Below are 22,648 nucleotides of genomic sequence, written 5' to 3' on the forward strand. Positions count from 1 at the left end.
TTATGTCCCTAAAGGCAATTCCACTCCTTTGCATGTGCTTGTATTTTACGGCCACGTTCGCTCAACAGACTATCTACGTTGATAAATCTGGTGTGATGCGCTGGTCGGATAGTAAAAAAGAGGCCTCCTTTTATGGAGTGAACTATACCCTCCCTTTTGCACATGCCTATCGCCAGGTCAAAGATCACAAAGCAGCTATTGACAAAGACGTATACCATTTTTCCCGCCTTGGATTCAATGCTTACAGAATACATATATGGGATGTAGAAATTACCGATTCCATCGGGAGGTTACAACAAAATGAACACCTTGATCTCCTCGATTACCTGATTTCCAGCGTACAAAAACGGGGAATCAGGGTGTTAATCACCTGTATGACCAATTTTGGGAATGGCTACCCGGAGAGGAATGAGCCAACAGGTGGTTTTTCCTATTTATATGACAAATGTGATGTGCATAAGAATCCCAAAGCTATTGCTGCCCAGGAAACCTATATCAAACAATTGCTCACACACGTCAATCCTTATACAGGAAAGGCTTACAAAGAGGATCCTGCCATCGTAGGCTTTGAGATCAATAATGAGCCTTGCCATGCTGGAGACCCTTTAGATACTAAAAAGTACATCGGCACCATGGTCGCCGCCATCAGATCGACAGGGAATAAGAAACCAATATTCTATAATGTAAGCCATAACCGGGAGCATGTACCTGCTTACTATAATTCTGATATTCAAGGCACTACCTACCAGTGGTATCCTATTGGCCTGGTAGCCGGACATACGCGAAAGGGGAATTTTCTGCCTTATGTAGATCAGTACAACATCCCTTTCTCCAACGAAAAAGGATTTGCCACAAAGGCTAAAGCTATCTATGAATTCGATCCGGCAGATATCACCTATAGTTATATGTACCCGGCTATGACACGGACATTCCGTTCACAGGGTTTTCAGTGGATCACCCAGTTTGCATATGATCCCATCGATATCGCTGCTTATAATACAGAATACCAGACACATTATTTAAACCTGGCCTATACACCCCGGAAAGCGCTGAGTATGAAAATAGCGGCAGCAGTGGCGAAAGAGGTAAACCGGGGAGAACAATTTCCTGCCTATCCGGCAGATACTGTTTTCGGTAATTTCCGGGTCAGTTATCAGGAAGACCTTAGTCTGCTCAATAATCCACAACAATATTTTTATTCTAACAATACCGCCGTTCAACCAATAGCTCCTTCACAACTCACCACCATTGCAGGTTATGGCAACTCACCTGTAGTAAAGTATGAAGGCACGGGAGCTTATTTCCTGGATAAACTGGAAAACGGAGTATGGAGATTAGAATTGATGCCTGATGCGATACAGGTGGCAGATCCCTTTGCACGCCCTGCTCCCAATAAGGAGGTCGTAACCATTGCATGGAACAAATGGCCTATGCAATTGCAATTGCCTGATCTGGGTACCCATTTTATTGTCAGGAACCTCCAATCAGAAAGAGATACAATCGCCGAAAAAGGTGCTTTTTACATCACTCCTGGTGTTTATTTGCTGATGAAGGAAGATACCCGGCGATGGTCTGCTGCCACTGAATGGGAGCATATTAAATTGGGTGAATTTGTAGCGCCGCCAGCGCAGTTAAAACAGTTCGAAGTTGTCCATATACCTTTGGCTGCGGCGGATAGTGGGCAAAATATATCTATAACAGCAGATATAGCTGGACCTTCATTTCCCGACTCTGTGATATTGCAAACAGATCATGTTTCTTTCTGGTCTGATCACAATCCTTATATCCGTTTAGAAAGAAGACATGGATATACCTATCAGGGAACTATTCCTGCCACCATGGTAAGAAGTAAAAATTTAAAATACACCATCACTGTATATAGTAACGGTAATAGCTATACATTTCCTCAAAAAGAAGCGGGTGCTCCGCTTGACTGGGATTTCACTGTGACGCGGTATTTTGAAACAGCCATTACAGATGCGAACATCCTTGATGGAGAAATGGAAATTTATTCCCTGTCTGAAAGATCCTTCATACAGTCTGCACCTTACAAAGAACAACCGTACGCGGCTACTGTACAGCGATATACTATGCATGTGAAAGACGACAATGCGCGCTTCTTTTGGAGAAAGAATATTAATAGCAACCAACAATTACAAGCTACAAAATTCTTGTGTTTATACATTCCTGCAACTACATTAACAGCATTAAATATTGGCTTTATTACTACAGACGGGTACACCTATTCACAACAAATTTCATTAAACAATGACCAGCATATTTATAAGATACCTATTGCAGCTTTAGCACAGGATAGTACAGCTTTATTGCCTCGTCCATACCCGGCATTCATGAATCAGTATTTCATACCAAAAACCAACATTGACTTTAACATTTATAAAATTGAAACACTAAACATTTCCACATCAGACAAGGTGCCAGACAACGCTTCCATAGACATTGGAGCCATCTGGCTTGAATAAACAGATCGTATAAAATTTTTAATTCCACAATATGAAGAAATCAATTTTCCGCAAATTTCTATTCTGCCTATGCATGGCGGTTAGCTTTCTGGGAGTGCATGCCCAGGGGCAAAGTCGTATCGTAAAAGGTACTGTGACCGATGAAGGCGGGAAAGCACTTGAAAGAGTGTCCGTACTTGTAAGCGGTACAACCACCAGCACCCTGACCGATGCTTCCGGAGCGTTTACCGTGCAACTGCCTTCAGGAAAAGATGTACTGGAATTTACCTACGTAGGCGCGGCTAAAAAAGTCGTAAAAGTGGCAGGTGACACCCTGCAGGTTGTAATGTCTTTCGAAGACAAAAAACTGGAAGAAATAGTCGTGATCGGCTATGGTACCAAAACTAAAAAAGATATGACAGGTTCCGCTGTCAGCATCAGTACCAAAGACTTTAACCCGGGATTAGTCGGTTCTTCTGAACAGCTGATCAGTGGTAAAGCTTCAGGTGTGCAGATCATGACAAATAGTGGTTCTCCCACCGCTGGTAGTACCATCCGCATACGTGGTGGCGCCTCTTTAAGTGCCAGCAATGCACCGCTGATCGTATTGGATGGTGTGCCACTGGAAACAGGTGGTATCAGCGGGAATTCTGACAACTTTTTAAGTATGATCAACCCCAATGATATTGAAAGCATTACCGTACTAAAAGATGCTGCATCTACAGCCATCTACGGTTCCAGGGCTTCAAACGGGGTATTGATGATCACTACTAAAAAAGGCAAAGGCGATCAGCTGAAGCTCAACTTCTCTTCTGTAGTTACCCTACAGCAAAGAAAGAATGTAGCTGATATGATGTCGCCATCACAGTTCAGAGATGTGATCAATACACAAGGTACCGATGCTCAAAAAGCCCTCTTAGGCAGTAGTAATACCGACTGGCAGAAAGAGGTGTTTAAGAATGCAATGGGTACGGACAATAACCTGGGTGTAACCGGAAAGATAGCGAAAACAGTGCCTTTCCGTGCTTCTGTTGGCTACTACAACCAGAACGGTAACCTGCAGACGGATAATACACAACGTTTCACAGGTTCACTGGTCATCACACCCAGCCTCTTCGACAAACATTTAAACCTGACCTTCAACCTGAAAGGTGCTGCGAACAATAACAGGTTTGCCAATACAGATGCCATCTGGTCTTCTGTCGCATTCAATCCTACACAACCTGTATATTCCGGTAATTCTACTTTTGGTGGTTTTTATGAAAGCCTTGATAACAGCGGCGTACCTGCTACCGGTGCCAACAGGAACCCTGTAGGATTATTGGAACAGGAAAAACGCAAAAGTGATGTGTACAGAAGTATCGGCAACTTTGATGCGGATTATAGATTCCATTTCCTGCCTGATCTGAAAGCGCACGTCACCTTAGGTTACGACTATAGTAAGGGTGAAGGTTCTGTATATATACCAGCTGCTTCTGCAGATGGCTATAGCGTGGGGGGATCTAATAACACGTATTCCCAGACAATGAAGAACAAATTGTTCACAGGGTATCTGAACTACGCGAAGAACATTAATAACACGCACCGCTTTGATGCAACTGCCGGTTATGATTACCAGCATTGGAGCGCCAAAAGCCCTGCTATCACTTATTATAATGAAAAAGGTGAATTGCAGTCTACCGCCAAAGCATCCGATGAGCGACATGTACTGCTGTCTTATTATGGAAGAGTGAACTACACGTTATTATCCAAATATATGATCACAGGAACCGTCAGAAGAGATGGTACCTCCCGCTTCAGCCCTGAAAACAGATGGGGTACTTTCCCTTCTGTAGCAGTGGCCTGGAATGTAACAGACGAGAATTTTCTGAAATACAATAAGGTACTTAATAACTTAAAATTAAGGGCCAGTTATGGTGTAACAGGACAACAGGATGGCATCGGCAACTATAGCTACCTATCCGTGTATCAAAAGGGGAACAGTTACGCAAACTATCGCTTTGGGGATGAATATTTGTATGTATACAGACCATCTGTCTATGTATACGATCTGAAATGGGAAACAACAAAGGCATTCAACTATGGCCTGGACTTTGGTTTTTTAAATAACAGGATCTCCGGTTCAATTGAATATTATAACCGCAAAACCTACGATCTGTTGGCCGATGTATCTGTGGCAGCTGGTACCAACTTTGACCAGACAGCTACTACCAACGTGGGTAATATTGAAAGCCATGGTTTTGAATTTCAGCTGAATACTACGCCGATCAGTAAGCGTGATTTCAAACTGGATGTGAATTTCAATGCCACCAACCAGTACACAAAAGTGACCAATATTTCCCTGGTAAAGGGTTCAAATACAGTGGGCACTTATACTGGTACTTCTGTGGGGGGAAGAGGGATTCAGATACTTACAGCCGGTTACCAACCCAATATGTTCTATGTATACAAACAGGTATACGATGCATCAGGCAAACCGCTGGAAGGTGTATATGCTGATCTGAACAAAGATGGTGTGATCAACGAAAGTGACCTGTACCGCTATCATTCTCCTGCAGCCACCTGGTTGCTCGGCTTCAACACACAAGCTACTTATAAGAAATGGTCCGGTGGCTTTACCCTGCGCGCAAACATCGGCAACTATGTATACAACAATACGAAGATGAGTCTGAGCGCCTGGGAAACCGTACAGTATGTAGATGCGGCGCTGAACAACCTGCATAAAGATTATCTGAAAACAGGTTTCAAGACCCGCCAATATTACTCAGACTATTATGTAGAGAATGCCTCTTTCCTGAGAATGGATAATCTATCTGTCGCTTATAACTTTGGAAAAGTAGCAAAGCACGTGAATATGCGTATCGGCGCTATTGCGCAGAATGTATTCACCATCACCAAATACACCGGACAGGATCCTGAGGTGACCAATGGATTTGAAAGCGCATTCTATCCCCGTCCACGTACTTATTCCATCAACATTAACCTTGAGTTCTAAGTTTATGAAAAAGATATTATCCTGCATATTAATGATCACCATGCTGGCCGCCTGTACAAAGGATTTGAACCAGGTACCCAGTGTGGAAGAGACATCTGAATCCGTATACACTTCTCTTGCTAATTATAAATCCGTACTGGCCAAACTTTACTCCGCCTTTGCTGTAGCGGGTATTGAAAAAGGGGATGGCAATGCGGATATGGCAAGTAGCACTGCATCATGGGGATACCTGAGGGTATATTTCAACCTGCAGGAAGTACCCACTGACGAAGTGGTGTATACCTGGGCCGGTGGCGATAACCTCACGAATATACAATACATGACATGGGGCGCTTCTGACACCTGGGTGAGTGCGATGTATTATCGCATCTATTATACCGTTGCCCTCTGCAATGAGTTCCTGAGAAATGCGACAGATGCAAAGATCGCTTCCTTCTCAGAATCCGATCAGACCACGCTGAAAGTGTTCAGGGCCGAAGCCCGTTTTCTGCGTGCACTGGCCTATACTCATGCCATGGACCTGTACGGCAATGTGCCCTTTGTAACTGAAAATGATGAAGTAGGCGCCTTCACCCCGCCACGTATCAAAAGAGCAGACCTGTTTGATTATATCCAGTCTGAGTTGAAAGATATAGAAGAAGTATTGCCTGCTCCTTTGCAAAATGAATATGGCAGAGTAAGCAGAGCTGCTGCATGGACATTGCTGGCAAAGAACTACCTGAATGCCGCTGTATACACAGGTACAGCTGATTATACCAACTGTGTGACTTATTGTAACAAGGTGATCACCGGTGGTTATTCTTTGGAGTCAACCTATAAAAAACTGTTCAATGGCGATAATGACAAACGTACAGCGAATGAGATCATCTTCCCTATAGAAGCAGATGCAACCAATACTACTACCTGGGGTTCCACTACCTACCTGGTGAATGGTCCTATCGTAGGCACCATGAAAGCCGCTGACTATGGCGTAGTGTCAGGATGGGCCAGCATTCGCACGCTCAGGGAGTTTGTAAACTCTTTCCCTGATACAACAGGCCAGACAGATATCCGGGGTGATTTCTGGACAGATGGACAAACCCTGAATGTAGATGATCCATCTTCTTCCAGCCAGGGACTCTCTATCGTTAAATTCACGAACCTGAATGATGATGGTAGTTATACCACCGATGGCGGATTGGTAAATACTGATTTCCCTATGTTCCGTTTGGCAGATGTATACCTGATGTATGCAGAAGCTGTACTGAGGGGAGGCACCGGTGGCTCTGTTGGCGAAGCAGTGAATTATGTGAACCAGATCCGCGAACGTGCTTACCTGAATACGTCAGGTGATATTAACTCGTCTACCTTAACGCTCGATTTCATTCTGGCAGAACGTGGCCGTGAACTTTTCTGGGAATGTAGCCGTCGTACAGACCTGATCCGCTATGGTAAGTTTACAGGTGGCGATTATTTATGGCAATGGAAAGGTGGTTCTGTGAACGGACAATCCGTAGATACAAAATATAACCTGTATCCGATTCCATCAACTGATCTGGCTTCAAATCCTAATCTGATCCAAAATTCAGGTTACTAATCTCAAATACACGTTCCATGAAAAAAATAATTTGCTATATACTAAGCATATTCCTTTTTGCCAGTTGTAAAAAGGAAGGAGCAGAGGCTGTATTAACGGGTTTTGAAGATGCGACCCTGACTGCTACGGCTACACAATTAACATTGTCACAGTCTGCAAAAGATAGTGTCGTGTTACAGCTGATGTGGGATGCCGGCACCTTAAGCGTCTCTAATGGCTATGCAGTAGAAGAATCATTGATCACAACGACTGTGCAGTATGCACTGGATGCCAATTTTAGCAGCATCAAAAAAGAGGTAGCAGTGACCAGCTCTTCTCTCTCTTACACTACAGCTACTTTGAATACTTTAGTACTTGGATTTGGCCTGACGGCTGGTGAAAGTGGTACAGTATACGTGCGTGTAAAATCTACCCTCACTGCAAATACATCCTCCAATTACAGCAATGTATTAACGCTCAGCATTACGCCTTACGAATCAGGGAACGATGCCGCTTATTTATACATGGCGAGCACCGATCTCACCTCTTTCCCCTGGAAACTCTGTGCCCGGAATAAAGACGGAAAATATGACGGCTTTGTAAAAGTAGACCAGTGGTACAATTTCCTGCTCACGAATGAAGAAAGCAATAGTGCTTCCGTAATATACGGTGGTTATCCTGCAAATGATAACCAGTATGTATTATATGCCGGCAGCGATCGTTGGAACTGCTGGACGGCAAATGGCGGATACCTTTATATCACAGCCAATACAAATGCACTTACGTGGAGTGAAACAGTGATCAACTCTCTCAGTGTAGTAGGCGACTTTAATAGTTGGAGTACCACTGCTACACCCATGACGTACGATGCTACCAACAAGATATGGTCAGCCAGCATCACCACCACTGCTGCAGAACAATGGGGTATCAAAGTGCTGATCAATCAAAGCTGGAGCTGGTTCTTTGGTACCAGTGAGGAAGCAGGTGTATGTACATTATATACCGCAGATGCAAATGGATTTCCGTATACAAAAGTAGGTACCTACACATTGAAACTGGATCTGAGCGATCCAAAAAACTTTAAATATTCTGTAGAATGAGGAACTTCAAGATACTGGTAGCAATGTTGTTATTGTTCGCATGTGGTAAGGACAATGGTGCTACAACAACGACCACAGATACTTCGGGATTTGCCAAAGGCGCAGATATAAGCTGGCTTACAGAAATGGAAGCATCCGGCAAGAAATTCTACAATGCCGGGGGGACAGAAATGGATGGTATCAGATTATTGCAAACGCTGGGTGTAAATGCAGTACGGCTACGGGTGTGGGTCAATCCTACAGATGGCTGGTGTAATAAGAATGATCTGCTGGTAAAAGCATATCGTGCACATAGCCTGGGTCTGCGTATCCTGATCGATTTTCACTATAGTGACAGCTGGGCGGACCCCAGTCAGCAAACCAAACCTGCAGCATGGTCCGGCATGAGTGTTGATGAACTGAAAACAGCCGTGGCTGATCATACTACAGAAGTGCTGACCCTGTTAAAAGAAAAAGGGATCACACCTGAATGGGTACAGGTCGGCAATGAAACAGGCAATGGCATGCTGTGGGAAGAGGGAAAAGCATCCACGAATATGGCCAATTATGCTGCCTTGACCAATGCCGGATATGATGCTGTCAAAGCAGTGTTTCCTGCTGCCAAAGTAATTGTACATCTGCAAAATGGCAATGATAATTCTTTGTTCAGATGGCTGTTTGACGGATTGAAATCGAACGGTGCAAAATGGGATGTGATTGGTATGTCATTGTATCCCACCAAAGATAATTGGGAGGCATTGAACACCGCTTGTTATGCGAACATGCAGGATATGATATCCCGGTATGGTTCTGATGTAATGATTTGCGAAGTGGGCATGGATCAGGAACAGGCAGCCACCGCCAAAAGTTTCCTGACTGATCTGATTGCAAAATCAAAGTCTATTTCCAATAACAAAGTTTTGGGTGTATTTTACTGGGAACCCGAGGCGTATGGCGCCTGGAAGAACTATACAATGGGCGCATTCGACGACTCAGGGAAACCCACTGAAGCACTGGATGCATTTAAATAAACAAACGATATGATGATGATAAGATGGTGCCTGCTATTTGTGCTGATCTCAAATTGCTTACAGGCACAGAACCGGCAGGAATATTTGCTGCAAAAGAACTGGCAGTTTATCCAAAGCGATCCATCGGGCGCAATGGAACCAAACTTCAATGATAAAGACTGGAAAACTGTTTTCGTACCACATGACTGGGCAATATATGGTCCTTTTGATCGCAATAATGACCTGCAGAAGGTAGCGGTGAAACAGAATGGAGAAACCGTTGCCAGCACGAAAACTGGTAGAACAGGGGGCCTGCCTTATACAGGTATTGGTTGGTATCGTAACCATTTTGATGTACCTGCAGGAACGACCGTATCGCTGTTATTTGATGGTGCGATGAGCGAAGCAAAAGTATACGTGAACGGTAAAGAAGCTTGTTTCTGGCCCAATGGATACAACTCATTTTCAGTAGATGTGACCCCTTATTTAACGGCTGATGGTCAGCATAACCTGTTAGCCGTTCGTTTAGAAAATAAGCCACAATCTTCCAGATGGTATCCTGGTGCAGGGTTGTATAGGAATGTACATGTGATAGTTACGCAAAAAGCACATGTACCTGTATGGGGTACGTATGTGACTACACCTTATGTATCCGATGCATATGCTGCTGTGAATCTGAAAACAACCATCGATAATACAGGAGATGCAGATATCAAAGTTATCACAGAAATACTGAATGCAAAAGGAGAGAAGGTTGCAGTAAAAGAGAACATACAAAAGGTAACGCATGGCAAACCGTTTGAACAGAATTTCATCGTGAATCAGCCGGCATTATGGTCTCCCGAAGCCCCTAATTTGTATACGGCAAAGTCTGTGATCTATATGAACGGCGTGCAGATAGATACTTACACCACCCGCTTTGGTATACGTGATATCCGCTTTGTAGCAGATAAAGGATTCTATTTAAACGGCAAGCTGCGCAAGTTTCAGGGAGTATGTAATCACCATGATCTTGGGCCGCTGGGTGCTGCAATCAATGTAGCTGCATTGCGGTATCAACTAACGCTTTTAAAAGAGATGGGTTGTGATGCTATCCGGACTTCGCACAATATGCCTGCACCTGAACTGGTTGACTTGTGTAATGAAATGGGTTTTATGATGATGATAGAACCATTTGACGAATGGGATATTGCTAAATGTGAAAACGGGTATCATCGCTTCTTTGCAGAATGGGCAGAGAAAGACATGGTGAATATGTTACGCCATTATCGCAATGATCCTTGTGTGGTCATGTGGAGTATCGGTAACGAAGTACCTACACAATGTAGCCCTGATGGATACAAAGTAGCTTCTTTCCTGCAGGACATCTGTCATCGTGAAGACCCTACCAGACCGGTTACCTGTGGTATGGATCAGGTAAGCTGTGTGTTAAGCAATGGTTTTGCATCTATGATCGATATTCCGGGATTCAATTACAGGGTGAACAGGTATAAAGAAGCTTATGGTAAGCTGCCACAAAATCTGGTGTTAGGTACAGAGACTTCTTCTACGGTAAGTTCGAGAGGAGTATACCAGTTCCCTGTAGTAAGAAAGGGCGATGCGGTGTATAAAGATCACCAGTCATCATCTTACGACTTTGAGTATTGCTCCTGGTCCAATCTGCCAGATGAGGATCTGGCGATGGCGGAAGATAATGAGTGGTCTATTGGCCAGTTTGTATGGACGGGTTTTGACTATTTAGGGGAGCCTTCACCTTACGATGTGGATGGCTGGCCAAATCATAGTTCCATGTTCGGCATCATCGATCTGGCAAGTATTCCCAAAGATCGTTATTACCTGTACAGGAGTGTCTGGAATAAAAAAGCGGCTACATTACATGTACTTCCGCATTGGACCTGGCCGGGTCGGGAAGGGCAGGTAACGCCTGTATTTGCTTATACTAATTACCCTTCAGCCGAGTTATTCATCAATGGTACCAGCTATGGCAAACGGTTCAAAAATGATTCTACTACACAAAACCGTTACCGCTTAATGTGGATGAATGCAGTGTATGAAAAGGGTGAAATAAAGGTAGTGGCCTATGATGAAAATGGAAAAGCTGCGGAAGAAAAGATCGTCCGTACTGCGGGTAAGCCACATCATATAGTACTGGAAGCCAATAGAGATACAATAGCTGCCGATGGGAACGACCTGGCTTATATACGTGTAAAAATAGTAGATAAGGATGGAAACCTTTGTCCGGCAGATCAGCGGTTGATCACCTTCACCGTTTCTGGTGCAGGTAGTTATAAAGCGGCTGCTAATGGAGATCCTACTTCGCTTGACTTATTTCATCTTCCTCAGATGCATGCATTTAACGGAGAGTTGACCACCATTGTCCAGTCAAAAGAACAGGCAGGAGAGATCATTGTGGAAGCAAAAGCTAAAGGGCTAAGTCCAGGAAAGATATTGCTCAAAAGTGGTTTTTGATCATTAAAAAACGCAGGCGCCGGTCAAACCGGCGCCTTTCTGTATTTATTTTAATATGTAAATCGTTTGTTTTAATCCCATTTATCCCCCGTTTGCTCCTTGTATAAAAACTTCATCAAATATTTAACCTCCAAATTGACGGAACCCGGAAAATCTCGTTATTTTTAAAATATTGACCGAGGGACAAAAGCTTTATAGACCCAAAACCAGGCATTGATTGAATAGTAATCAACTTATGGAACTTTAAAAGTTTGTTAAACGAATGACATTCACCTATTCATTACATAAAATACACCATCCGGACAGCTTCGGTTTTTCACCGGATGCCTATAGCCGCTTTAAATTTGGAGATGATGTAGTAGCAAGGGATTTTGGTATAGCCCTCGCCGAAGGGTATATCAGGAATCATCTGCATTATGTGCCGCCGGAAAAACAACTGGTTGTTATTTCCAGTCCATATGCATTCATTCCTACGGCTACATTTGCGATGAAGAACCACTTCGTATTCCGCCTGAACCGGTGGCTGGCCGAAGAAGGTTATCCCGTAGTGCAGGAGGCCAAGGTGCACCGCACCATCACCTACAAGGAAGATTACGGAGAGCTGAATGCCTCAGAAAGGCTTAAACTGATTGGCAACGATTCTTTTCATGTCGATAAGGCGTTCCTGGAAGGAAAAACCGTAATTTTCCTGGATGATATCCGTATTACAGGCAGTCATGAAAGGATGATCCTGCGTATGGTGGACGAATATGAATTGAAGAACGATATTTGCATGCTATACTTTGCAGAGCTGGCCAATCATTCAATTCATCCGAATATCGAAAATTATTTAAATTATCACTGTGTGAAGTCTATCTTCGATCTTGAAAAGATTATACAAGGGGATAGTTTCCAGATCAATACGAGGATTGTAAAGTATATCCTGAATTACGATTACGATTCATTTTGTATCTTTTTACAGAATCAAACGGAAAACTTTGTCAATTTGCTATATAACATGGCCCTGGGCAACGGGTATCACACCATCGACGCTTACGCCCGTAACCTCGGCTTCATCAATACATACATATATCCGACAAATAATATAAAAGCTTAGAAAAATGGCAATTAACCTTCAAAAAGGACAGAGAGAGGCAATCAATGCGCCTAAGTTCACAATCGGACTTGGTTGGGACACCAATAGCTCTTCCACGGGCTCCGGTTTCGACCTGGATGCATCAGTTTTCATTCTCGGAGATAATAAAAAAATCTTATCAGATGCGCATTTTGTATTCTATAACAACAAAAAATCACCAGATAGTGCTGTAGAACATTCCGGCGATAACCTGACGGGTGAAGGTGCTGGCGATGATGAGCAGATCCATGTAGACCTGTCTAAAATCGATCCGAATGTATCCGAACTTTGTGTGGTAGTGACCATTCATGAAGCAGAGCAAAGGCGCCAGAACTTTGGCCAGGTAAGAAACAGCTATGTTCGCATCGTTGATTCTTCCTCCAATCAGGTACTGCTCAAGTACGAGCTGGAAGAAGACTTCTCTATCGAAACTGCCGTTGAGTTTGGCCGTATCTACAAGAGAAACAACGAATGGAAATTTGAAGCTGTAGGTGCCGGTATGAAAGGCGGTTTACAGGATTATCTGAATAAATACAACTAATCGACATGGCTATCAATTTACAGAAGGGACAACGCATCTCCCTCGAAAAGAGCAATGGCACCAAACTGGAAAGAGTATGTGTGGGTATCAACTGGGGCGCTATTGAAAAGAAAGGATTATTCGGACTCGGCAAAACCAAAGAGGCCGTGGATCTGGATGGTAGCTGCGTATTATATAACGAAAACAAGCAAGCCCTGGAAGTTGTCTATTTTGGTAACTTGCAATCCAAGGATAGGGCGGTAAGACATAGCGGTGATGACCTCACCGGGGATGTAAATGGTGACGACGGACTGGATAACGAAGTGATCACACTGGATTTCTCCATCCTCAGTCCTAACGTCACCTATGTAGCTTTTGTACTCAACAGCTTCAGAGGGCAGGATTTCGGTAGCATTCCATTTGCATCTATCCGCATTTACGAAGGTACTCCAAGCAGAGTCACTGAAGTATTTGCCAGGTACGACATCGCACACGATGCCGCCTTTGCCGGACACGTATCCATGGTCATGGGAGTATTCTACAAGAAGAATGGTGAATGGAAATTCAATGCCATCGGAGAAGCTACCAAAGACAGAAAACTGCAGGAAACTGTTGATACAGTAACCCGCCAATACTTATAAGACTAAAAAATTTGCTAATGGATATCAACGCAAATACAACAACTGATGTAGTCATTGCCAGCCCTCACATTGACAGGGAAGGCAATGTAGACCTCACCGTCGTTTCTTCAGACGAAAGTAAGAAGTACGATGAAGTCAGCAAATCCCTTGTACCCGGTGATGTAAACGCCATCCTGAACTATGGTGCCGAAGTGGAGAAATCCATGGACAAGTATAGCAACGACTTCCTGACCTCCGTACGTACTTTCAACTCCGGAGAAGTAGGTGGTCACATCAACGACCTGCTGACAGAACTGAACTATATAGATGTAGATGAACTGGAACAGGGCGGATTCAAATCATTCATGTCCAAAATACCTTTCTTCAAGAAGCTGGTAGTGGATGTGAAAGCAATGTTCCAGAAGTACGATACCGTGATCGCGAATGTAGACAAGATCACCAACAAGATCAAAGCGGGTCGTATCAACTCTCTGAAGGACAATACTGCCCTGCAGACGATGTTCGACAACAATGTGAACTACATCAAGCAGATGGAAGAACTGATCATCTCCGGTCAGTACAAATACAATCAGCTGAGCATAAAGCTGGCAGAAATGGAAGGCAACCCGACTGCATACCAGGATTACGAGATCTCTGATATGCGCGAGTTCCTGCACCGTCTGGACAAGCGCCTGGCCGATATGAAGATCGTACGCTTCATCATGATGCAGTCCCTGGCACAGATCAGAGTGGTGCAGAACAACAATACTGCTATCGCCGAAAAAGCGCAATCCATCGTATCTACCACCATTCCGGTGTGGAAGAACCAGCTGACCATCGCCGTTGCCCTGCAAAGACAAAAGGCGAATGTGGAAATGCAGAAGAAAGTAGCAGATACGACCAATACCATCCTGCAGAAGAATGCTGACATGCTGAAACAAAACAGTATTGAAGTAGCGAAGCAGAATGAAAGTACAGTCGTATCTATCGAAACACTGAAACGTACTACTTCTTCCCTGATCGAAACACTTGCCGAAGTGAAACGTATTCATGATCAGGGTACTGAAAACAGGAAACAACTGAATACAGAATTGCAGTCACTTGAAACAGAGCTGAGAAAGAATGTAACCAACGTATAAGGAACGCTAGAAAATGGAGGAGAACCGGGCTATCATATTAAGTGAGTCACAAAGAACGATCAGCAAACTACAACTGCTGTCAGTCTTTTTTGAAGATGAAATAATCTATAAGATCTACCTACGTACACAGGTGATCCATAAATTATTTGAGAACAATACAGACCTGGATGTGAATAAACTGGAACTCTTTCATGTTCAATATTCGTTGACCATTATCGAACTGCTCAGGAAAATCAAAATTGCCAACGAGCGGAATGTACTCATTCTCCATGATGAGATACAGCTGAACACAGACCTTATTGACAAGCTGAATAGCAACGTATACACAGAACAAAGTTATAACCTGGAAAAGCAGCGGCAGGCACTGAAAGTAAACCAGTCCCTGCGTCGGCTTTTCCAGTTATTATCAGAAGAGAAAGATGAGTCGCCTTTCTCGAAAAATATCAATGCCTTTAGCGCCCGCTTCGCGGCAGATTTCTTCTTCGATGTTCCATTCAGTCTCGTAGAAAAACTCACCGACTATAATCCTGCAGAAGTATACCGGAATGCTTACGCCACTGTACACAGAAGGCTCCTGGGCATTCTGAACAAGGTCGAATTCAGGAGTGAATTCTATTGTGGATTGACAGCAGGTAGCCTGATACTGGAAGTATATAGTATTACAGGTCTGGACAGGTATTTTGTGTTTGTGCCCTCCCGCAATTTATTTCTCTTCCTTGATATGGCAGAGCTGTCAGGCATAGACCTGCATAACAATATCTCCAAAAAAGCGAAGATCGTACAGGAAATAGCAGATAAGAACGATCAGTTGCAAAGCACTGCCAGCGTGGTAAAGACGCAGATACCACCTGATATAAAAAGGTTAATATCGGATTATCATAATAAGATAGATGATGTGAATTTCCTGCAGAACCTCAGTGATGTGGATATAGAAGCCAATATTCTGAAAGCCATGTTGAATACAGATAGTCTTTAATCATGCAGTTATCCCAAGCCATCCAGTTTATACAATGTGATGTATTGCAGCATGCTCCCGTTAGCAAATGGGCAGATCTGGGTTGCGGTAGTGGTTTGTTTTCTATGGCACTGGCGCATTAATTTATTAGTATCTTTAGGGTCTATGACCATAGACGAAAAACTACGCCTCGCCAGCACTTCTCTATTCGGTCTCTCAATCGGAGACGCCTTTGGAGAAACCTTCTTTGGCAATGAGGATCTCATCACCCAAAGACTAATTTACAAGGAATTAAAACCAGGCGACTGGAATGTCACTGACGATACCGTCATGGCAATAGGTATTCACAACATCCTCGCACAGGAGGGAAAGATTGACCAGCAAAAGCTCGCCACTGAATTTGCCAGAAACTACAAATTAGACGATTACCGTGGTTACGGTGGCACTGCTCACGCTATTCTGCGTGCAATAGGTGAGGGCGAAGACTGGAAAACAGTGAGTAGCTGTGTGTTTGATGGCATGGGCTCAATGGGCAATGGCGCCGCTATGCGTGCCGCCCCGCTCGGAGCTTACTTTCATGATGATGTGGAAACACTTGTGGCACAGGCCCGCCTTTCAGCCGAAGTGACCCACTATAACGAAGAAGCCATTGCCGGCGCTATCGCTGTAGCCCTGGCCGCCAGTATCGTGATCCGGCAACCAGCTCTTACTGCTAAGGAATTCTTTGATTTTATCATACAGCATACACCTGACAGCGATACCCGATCCAAAATTCAAAAAGCAGCCACATTACCAGCCCATTACGACATCCGCACCATCGTTTCGATACTTGGTAGCGGGGTGAAAATGCTGGCGCAGGATACGGTGCCTTTTGCCCTCTGGTGTGCAGCCCACCATCTGGATAGTTTTGAGGATGCTATCTGGACTACCGTAAATGGCCTTGGCGACCGGGACACCACCTGTGCCATAGTAGGGAGCATCGTTGTCTTATCTGCTGGTACTGAACATATTCCACAGGAATGGATCGACCAGACAGAGGATTACAGGTCCACTCTTTTTTTCAACATCTAATGGGGGAAACTCCTTCTTTGTTCGAACCTTTTTTTTCTACAATTTGCACCCTCTATGAACAAAGACGATTTATTCTGGCTCATTTCCTCTTCACCTGCTATCCAGATGCTGCGCCTGCGCAACACTCATTGGATACTTCCATTCCTGTACAGCGTGTTCAAGGAAGAGAACCGTTTCTCTATTCCTGAGTCACAGCTGGTACAAATGCTGGCCGAAGCGCTCAGCCTACAGGAAGACGGCGTGGAAGACCTGGAAGAAGCAAGGATCAACTTTGGTGAAGACGAAGAAACACGTAGCAGAAAATATATACTTAACTGGGTACAAAAACGCATTCTGCAGGATCTGCCGGATGCCGAAGGCAATACCCGCTATCAGCTCAGCGCCTATACTGAAAAGGTATTCCAGTGGATGCAGACCCTGCAGTTGCGGCAACACGTAGGTACAGAAAGCCGCTTCAAACTCCTCTTCAACTCCCTCCGCGATATCGTAGAGAACACAGAAGATGACAGAGGTAAGAAACTGGAAATTCTCAGGAATAAGCGCGCCGAAATAGATAAAGAGATCAAAGCACTGGAACTGGGTATCACCCCAGACAGGTATAACAATGCCCAGGTAGAGGAACGACTGGAACTCTTTACCCGTCTCTGCTACGAACTGATCAGCGATTTCCGTGAGGTAGAAGATAATTTCAAACAGATACACCGTACGATCGTGGAACAGCATACCCGCGCTGAACAAAGCAAAGGCGCCATCATCGGTTTTGCATTCGAAGCCTACGACTCCCTGCGCAACAGTAACCAGGGTAAGAGCTTCTATGCTTTCTGGGACTTCCTTATCTCCCGTGCCGGTCAGGAAGAATGGCGGGAACTCACCGAACAGCTCATGCACCTGGTAGACGAAAGAGGGATACAGGCAGATGAGTTTTTCCTTACAAACATCAAATCCCTGCTGCTGGAGCAGGGGAAAAACGTATACGATGCCAACGATAAGATGGCGGAAAAACTAAGCCGTATTATCTCCGAAAAAGAGATTGCACGTCACCGCCGCCTGCGCAAGCAGATCAACAGCATCAAAGAACTGGTATTCGGTTTCAAGGAAGAAGAAGACGATGTGGAAGCCGGTATCAGCATTGACGACAGTGCTGAAATCAGGATGATCCTGGAACGTAAGCTTACCCTGGAACAGAAAAAAACTATCACAGAGGTAAAACAACCGGGTACTGCCACTGAAAAAATAGAGGATATGACACGCTTCAGCCGCCTGCTCAATACCTCTCACATCAACAAAAAATACCTGTGGACAAAAGTAGAAGGAGTGCTGAAAGACAAGCAGACCGCTACGCTCAAAGAAGTATTGGAAGCTTCGCCGCTGGAATATGGCCTTGCTGAAATTATCAGCTATTACGACTTCGTAAGGGAAAAAGGTGGCAAAGCATACACTGTACAGAATACCACAGAACTGATACCTCTCAATGCGGAGCAAACCCGCTTTTTGGAAGTACCTTATCTTTTATTCGGAAAATAAACAAGTATGAGTACACCTGTCAAAATATTACCCTACGCATCCTTAGTGGTCAAGTTGCTCAAAGGACCCGTAGAATATGTAGAAAAAAGTGCCTGGGAGAAACTGTTGCAATACAAGGTGGAACTGATCATCTTTCTTCAGCAACTGGGCCTCACACTGGTACTGGATGAACAGGATGGCTATGCATTTGTAAAGCATGCCATGTCAGAAGACGAAGAAGCCTATGTAAGCTGGGTACAACGCCGCTCTTTCTCTTACGAGGAAAGTATCATGCTGGTGTTGCTGCGCGAGATGATGGCAGAATTCGAAATCAGTGATTCTTCTTCCCGTGAGCTGATCAAGAAGAGAAGAGAGATCAAGGAATATGCAGAACTGTTCTTCAAGGAAGGCGCCAGCCGTATCCGCTTCCTGAAAGATATAGACAGGCTGATCGACAAAGTGGAAGAAAACGGCTTCCTGCAAAAAACAGAAAACAACGACCTGATCGATGAACAGAAGTTCCGCATCAGGAAGATCATCAAAGCTAAAGTAGACGGCGAAGCGCTGGAACAATTCCAGCAACAACTGCTCGCTCACCAGGAAACCCCTGTGGAGGCAGAGTAAGCAAAACCAACTCATCCAATGCAATTAAACGTATTCAGTACAGATAGTCAAAAGACCGGCTTCCGCCTGCAATATATGGAAGTGTTCAACTGGGGAACCTTTGATGAACACATTCATGCAATTAAGCCAGAAGGGGAGACCAGTCTGCTCACCGGCGCTAATGGCAGTGGCAAGACCACCTTTATCGATGCCCTGCTCACCCTGATGGTGCCGGAAAAGAAATATCGCTTTTATAACCAGAGTAGTGGTAGTGAAAAGAAAGGTGACCGTACCGAAGATTCCTATGTAATGGGAGGTTATGGTATGGTGAACAACGATGCCACCGGTGTGACCAAAACCCTGTACCTGCGCGAGAACAAAGAAGAAGCCTACAGCATTCTGCTGGCCAGCTTTGCCAACGAAGCAGAACAGTTTGTGACCATCTTCCAGGTGCGTTACTTCGTAAATGGCGACATGCGCAAGATCTTCGGTGTCGCACACAGAGCCATGCACATTGCTGACGATTTCCGTCCGTTCGATCTGGGTGGTCAGTGGAAAAAACGTATCGATCAGCTCTTTAACAAAGGTGCGCGTAAACAGGTAGAATGGTTTGACGCCGCCAGCAAATATGCACAGCGACTGGTAGATGCCCTGGGCATGCAGAGTATACAGGCATTACAGCTCTTTAACCAGACCGTAGGTATCAAGGTGTTGGGTAACCTGGATGATTTTATCCGTACCAACATGTTGGAACCCCGCAATATGGAAGAGCAGTTTCAGGAATTGAAAAAACACCTGACCACTTTGCTGGATGCGCAACGCAATATCGAAAAGGCAGAAGAACAGATCCGCATGCTGGAACCTATCAGGGAGCACCATGCAAACTTTGCCAACCTTTCTGCAAAGATCTCCGGTTACAAGCAGGACCTGAATACGGCTACCATCTGGAATAGCTTTACCCGTAGCCAGTTGCTGGGACAGGCTTTGCTGGAGAAACGTCTGGAAGTGACAACCCTGCTTCGCAAGATAGAAGAGTCTAAAACGCAGATGAATGAACTGCTGGAACAGGAGCGTACTACCCGCAATATGCTGGAACAGAACAAAGCTGGTCAGCGCCTGCAGCAGCTGGAAAAGACCATCGAGGAACTGCGCCAGAAGAAAGTAGCGGCCGAAGCTAACCTGCAGGAGTTTATGAACTGGTGCGAAGCACTGCATGTAAAGGATAACGAAATCAACGACGAAGCTACCTATACACGTCTCCTGAAAGAAGCCGGCCGTGCCACGCTGAAACTCGAAACAGAACAGCGCCTCAATGAAGAAGATGAGTACAGCGCCAAGCGTGTAAAGGAAAAAGCAGATGGTGAAAAAGATAGCCTGGAAAAGGAAATCGAACTCCTGCACCAGTCAAAGAACAACATCCCTTCTCACCTGATCCAGTTGCGCAAAGACATGTGCAATTACCTGAAAATAGATGAAGGCGAGATCCTCTTTGCAGGTGAGCTGATACAGGTGAAACCAGAAGAACTGCACTGGCAGCCTGCTATCGAAAAACTGCTGCATTCCTTTGCACTGCGCCTGCTGGTGCCGGATAAGCACTACAAAAAGGTGACCAGTTATGTGAACAACAATAACATGCGTACCCGTCTGGTTTACTACCAGATCAAGGAATCTGCACTCACCCTGTATCCGGATGAAAACACCGTCTATGAAAAACTGGATTTCCATCCTGATCACAAACTCACAGAGTGGGTAGAGCAACAGATCATCCAGAACTTCAACTACACCTGTGTAGAAAACGAAAAGTCCCTGCATCGTTATGATATGGCCATTACCATCGAAGGGCTGATCAAGAACAGGGATCGTCATGAAAAGGATGACCGCTCCGGCAGGAATGACGAAGCCCGTTATGTAATGGGGTGGAACAACGACAGGAAAAAAGAAGCATTGATTGCTAAACGTAATAAGCTGAATGAAGCCATTATGTCCAGCACCGAAATATTACAAACCTGCAAAACCCGTTCTGCCCGGTTGCAAAAGCAATTCTATGCTGCCGGCCGCTTAAAGGAACACAAGGGGTTTGAAGAGCTGAACATCCCTAAGCTCCAAAAGAACATTCACAAAGCAGAAGAGCAGATCGCTTCCATGCGTGATGAAAATATGGAGCTGGATGCACTGACAGAACAGTTGCAGGATGTAGAAAAACAAAAGCAGCACGTACAGGAATCACAGGCGACCCTCATCAGGAACGAAGCGCTGGCACAACGTACCATCTCTGATATGGAAACAGAGCAGGAAAACCTGCAGGCCCTGTTACAGCACATTACAGATACAGACAAAGACCAGCTGTTGCAATTCCAACAGCAGCATAGCCAGGAACTGAGTGAGGTGACGCTGGATAATATCGGTAGCGTGTACAAATCGCTGCGTGATAGTAAAGAACAAAACCTGAAGCAGGCAGAAGATGCCAGCCATAAGGAAGAAGTATTGCTGAACCGCAGTATCAATCGTCTTAAAAACCCTTCTCCTGAGTTATTAGCGCGTTTCCCCGATTGGAGTGCAGATGTACATGCCATGTCAGAAGAGGCGAAAAATGCGGGCGAATACATCGAATGGCTGGATAAACTGAGCAATGATAACCTGCCCCGTTTCAAAAAGGATTTCGAAAGCTATATCAACGTCACCATCACTTACAAGATCGGTGGGCTGAATGAGGAGATGGAAAAGTGGGAGCGTGATATCACCAACACGATCCACAAGCTGAATCAATCCCTGAGTGGCATCAACTTCAACCGTTTGCCGGATACTTATATCCAGCTGGTGAAGCGACCAGTGCCTACCGGTACAGAAGTAAGGGAATTCAAAAGCCGCTTACTCGATGCCCTGCCACAGGCGGCTAACTGGCAACAGAGCAGCTTCGAAGAAAAGGCCACGCACTTCCGTGAAAGGGTGATGCCATTGATCACCGCACTGGATGAAAGTGAAACTTACCGTAACAGGGTGATGGATGCCCGTAACTGGTTTGAATTCTGGGCAGATGAAAGGTATCGCAATACCAATGAATCCAAGAAGATCTACCGCCAGATGGGGCAATTGTCCGGTGGTGAAAAAGCACAGTTGACCTACACCATTCTTTGTAGTGCCATTGCGTACCAGTTTGGTATTACGAGAGAAGGCAAAAATACCCGCAGCCTCCGCTTCATTGCGGTGGATGAGAGCTTCAGTAACCAGGATGAGGAAAAGGCGACTTACCTCATGGAACTCTGTAAGCAGCTGCACTTACAATTGCTGGTGGTAACGCCAAGTGATAAGATTGCCGTGGTACAACAGTTCATTGCCCATGTGCACCTGGTACAAAGGGTGAATAACAGGCACAGTGTGCTCTACAATATGACGGTAAAAGAATTGCAGGATAAGATATCCGATGTAGAAGTTGCCTGATCAATACAAAAATTAGACCTTTTCAGAATTACTTAAAAGGTTACCTATCTCCATCAGGTACCCGAATAAAATATTCATGAAAGAGGGGAATTCTCTAACGGGGAATGAAAACCAT

15 protein-coding genes are annotated in these 22,648 nt (G+C 44.7%); all 15 read left to right on the plus strand.

Annotated elements, in window-relative coordinates; translation table 11 throughout:
* Positions 1–32 precede the first annotated feature (32 nt).
* The 15 genes from QQL36_RS09915 to QQL36_RS09985 all read left to right on the plus strand — a co-directional run bounded on the left by QQL36_RS09915 (position 33) and on the right by QQL36_RS09985 (position 22,533).
* Complete coding sequence (locus QQL36_RS09915) at positions 33–2,483, plus strand: cellulase family glycosylhydrolase (RefSeq protein WP_321569624.1); 2,451 nt, start codon at positions 33–35, stop codon at positions 2,481–2,483.
* Between the two features lie 31 nt (positions 2,484–2,514).
* Positions 2,515–5,457 carry a SusC/RagA family TonB-linked outer membrane protein gene (locus QQL36_RS09920; RefSeq protein ID WP_321569625.1) on the plus strand — a complete coding sequence of 981 codons (2,943 nt, stop codon included), beginning with the start codon at positions 2,515–2,517 and terminating at the stop codon, positions 5,455–5,457.
* A 4-nt stretch (positions 5,458–5,461) separates the two neighbouring features.
* Positions 5,462–7,033, plus strand: a complete 1,572-nt coding sequence (locus QQL36_RS09925; protein ID WP_321569626.1) for a RagB/SusD family nutrient uptake outer membrane protein — start codon at positions 5,462–5,464, stop codon at positions 7,031–7,033.
* A gap of 17 nt (positions 7,034–7,050) precedes the next feature.
* Positions 7,051–8,112, plus strand: a complete 1,062-nt coding sequence (locus tag QQL36_RS09930; RefSeq protein ID WP_321569627.1) for a SusE domain-containing protein — start codon at positions 7,051–7,053, stop codon at positions 8,110–8,112.
* Complete coding sequence (locus QQL36_RS09935; protein ID WP_083723459.1) at positions 8,109–9,122, plus strand: arabinogalactan endo-beta-1,4-galactanase; 1,014 nt, start codon at positions 8,109–8,111, stop codon at positions 9,120–9,122. The genes QQL36_RS09930 and QQL36_RS09935 overlap by 4 nt, the downstream gene beginning before the upstream one ends.
* A 9-nt stretch (positions 9,123–9,131) precedes the next feature.
* A complete protein-coding gene (locus QQL36_RS09940) occupies positions 9,132–11,570 on the plus strand; it encodes a DUF4982 domain-containing protein (protein ID WP_321569628.1) in 2,439 nt (812 codons plus the stop codon).
* 262 nt (positions 11,571–11,832) lie between these two features.
* Positions 11,833–12,666, plus strand: a complete 834-nt coding sequence (locus tag QQL36_RS09945) for a phosphoribosyltransferase family protein (RefSeq protein WP_083723457.1) — start codon at positions 11,833–11,835, stop codon at positions 12,664–12,666.
* A gap of 4 nt (positions 12,667–12,670) precedes the next feature.
* On the plus strand, positions 12,671–13,225 hold the full coding sequence (locus QQL36_RS09950; protein WP_321569629.1) for a TerD family protein: 555 nt from the start codon (positions 12,671–12,673) through the stop codon (positions 13,223–13,225).
* 5 nt (positions 13,226–13,230) lie between these two features.
* Positions 13,231–13,845, plus strand: a complete 615-nt coding sequence (locus tag QQL36_RS09955; protein WP_321569630.1) for a TerD family protein — start codon at positions 13,231–13,233, stop codon at positions 13,843–13,845.
* Positions 13,846–13,862: 17 nt separating this feature from the next.
* Complete coding sequence (locus QQL36_RS09960) at positions 13,863–14,963, plus strand: toxic anion resistance protein (protein ID WP_083723451.1); 1,101 nt, start codon at positions 13,863–13,865, stop codon at positions 14,961–14,963.
* A gap of 13 nt (positions 14,964–14,976) precedes the next feature.
* Positions 14,977–15,939 (plus strand): hypothetical protein, encoded by a 963-nt coding sequence (locus tag QQL36_RS09965; protein ID WP_321569631.1) that lies wholly within the window; start codon positions 14,977–14,979, stop codon positions 15,937–15,939.
* Between the two features lie 144 nt (positions 15,940–16,083).
* Entirely contained in the window at positions 16,084–16,989 is a 906-nt protein-coding gene (locus tag QQL36_RS09970) for an ADP-ribosylglycohydrolase family protein (RefSeq protein ID WP_321569632.1), read from the plus strand.
* A gap of 54 nt (positions 16,990–17,043) precedes the next feature.
* The gene (locus QQL36_RS09975) at positions 17,044–18,513 is read left to right on the plus strand and encodes a DUF3375 domain-containing protein (RefSeq protein ID WP_321569633.1); all 1,470 of its coding nucleotides are present in this window, start codon (positions 17,044–17,046) and stop codon (positions 18,511–18,513) included.
* A 6-nt stretch (positions 18,514–18,519) separates the two neighbouring features.
* Positions 18,520–19,116 (plus strand): DUF4194 domain-containing protein, encoded by a 597-nt coding sequence (locus tag QQL36_RS09980; RefSeq protein WP_083723438.1) that lies wholly within the window; start codon positions 18,520–18,522, stop codon positions 19,114–19,116.
* Positions 19,117–19,134: 18 nt separating this feature from the next.
* Entirely contained in the window at positions 19,135–22,533 is a 3,399-nt protein-coding gene (locus QQL36_RS09985) for an ATP-binding protein (protein WP_321569634.1), read from the plus strand.
* Positions 22,534–22,648: the final 115 nt, after the last annotated feature.

It is taken from the genome of Chitinophaga sp. LS1 (assembly GCF_034274695.1).
Lineage (GTDB): Bacteria > Bacteroidota > Bacteroidia > Chitinophagales > Chitinophagaceae > Chitinophaga.

Coding starts and splice junctions, on each gene's coding strand:
- QQL36_RS09915 (WP_321569624.1), top strand. CDS start 33: ATGTGCTTGTATTTTACGGCCACGTTCGCTCAACAGACTATCTACGTT.
- QQL36_RS09920 (WP_321569625.1), top strand. CDS start 2,515: ATGAAGAAATCAATTTTCCGCAAATTTCTATTCTGCCTATGCATGGCG.
- QQL36_RS09925 (WP_321569626.1), top strand. CDS start 5,462: ATGAAAAAGATATTATCCTGCATATTAATGATCACCATGCTGGCCGCC.
- QQL36_RS09930 (WP_321569627.1), top strand. CDS start 7,051: ATGAAAAAAATAATTTGCTATATACTAAGCATATTCCTTTTTGCCAGT.
- QQL36_RS09935 (WP_083723459.1), top strand. CDS start 8,109: ATGAGGAACTTCAAGATACTGGTAGCAATGTTGTTATTGTTCGCATGT.
- QQL36_RS09940 (WP_321569628.1), top strand. CDS start 9,132: ATGATGATGATAAGATGGTGCCTGCTATTTGTGCTGATCTCAAATTGC.
- QQL36_RS09945 (WP_083723457.1), top strand. CDS start 11,833: ATGACATTCACCTATTCATTACATAAAATACACCATCCGGACAGCTTC.
- QQL36_RS09950 (WP_321569629.1), top strand. CDS start 12,671: ATGGCAATTAACCTTCAAAAAGGACAGAGAGAGGCAATCAATGCGCCT.
- QQL36_RS09955 (WP_321569630.1), top strand. CDS start 13,231: ATGGCTATCAATTTACAGAAGGGACAACGCATCTCCCTCGAAAAGAGC.
- QQL36_RS09960 (WP_083723451.1), top strand. CDS start 13,863: ATGGATATCAACGCAAATACAACAACTGATGTAGTCATTGCCAGCCCT.
- QQL36_RS09965 (WP_321569631.1), top strand. CDS start 14,977: ATGGAGGAGAACCGGGCTATCATATTAAGTGAGTCACAAAGAACGATC.
- QQL36_RS09970 (WP_321569632.1), top strand. CDS start 16,084: ATGACCATAGACGAAAAACTACGCCTCGCCAGCACTTCTCTATTCGGT.
- QQL36_RS09975 (WP_321569633.1), top strand. CDS start 17,044: ATGAACAAAGACGATTTATTCTGGCTCATTTCCTCTTCACCTGCTATC.
- QQL36_RS09980 (WP_083723438.1), top strand. CDS start 18,520: ATGAGTACACCTGTCAAAATATTACCCTACGCATCCTTAGTGGTCAAG.
- QQL36_RS09985 (WP_321569634.1), top strand. CDS start 19,135: ATGCAATTAAACGTATTCAGTACAGATAGTCAAAAGACCGGCTTCCGC.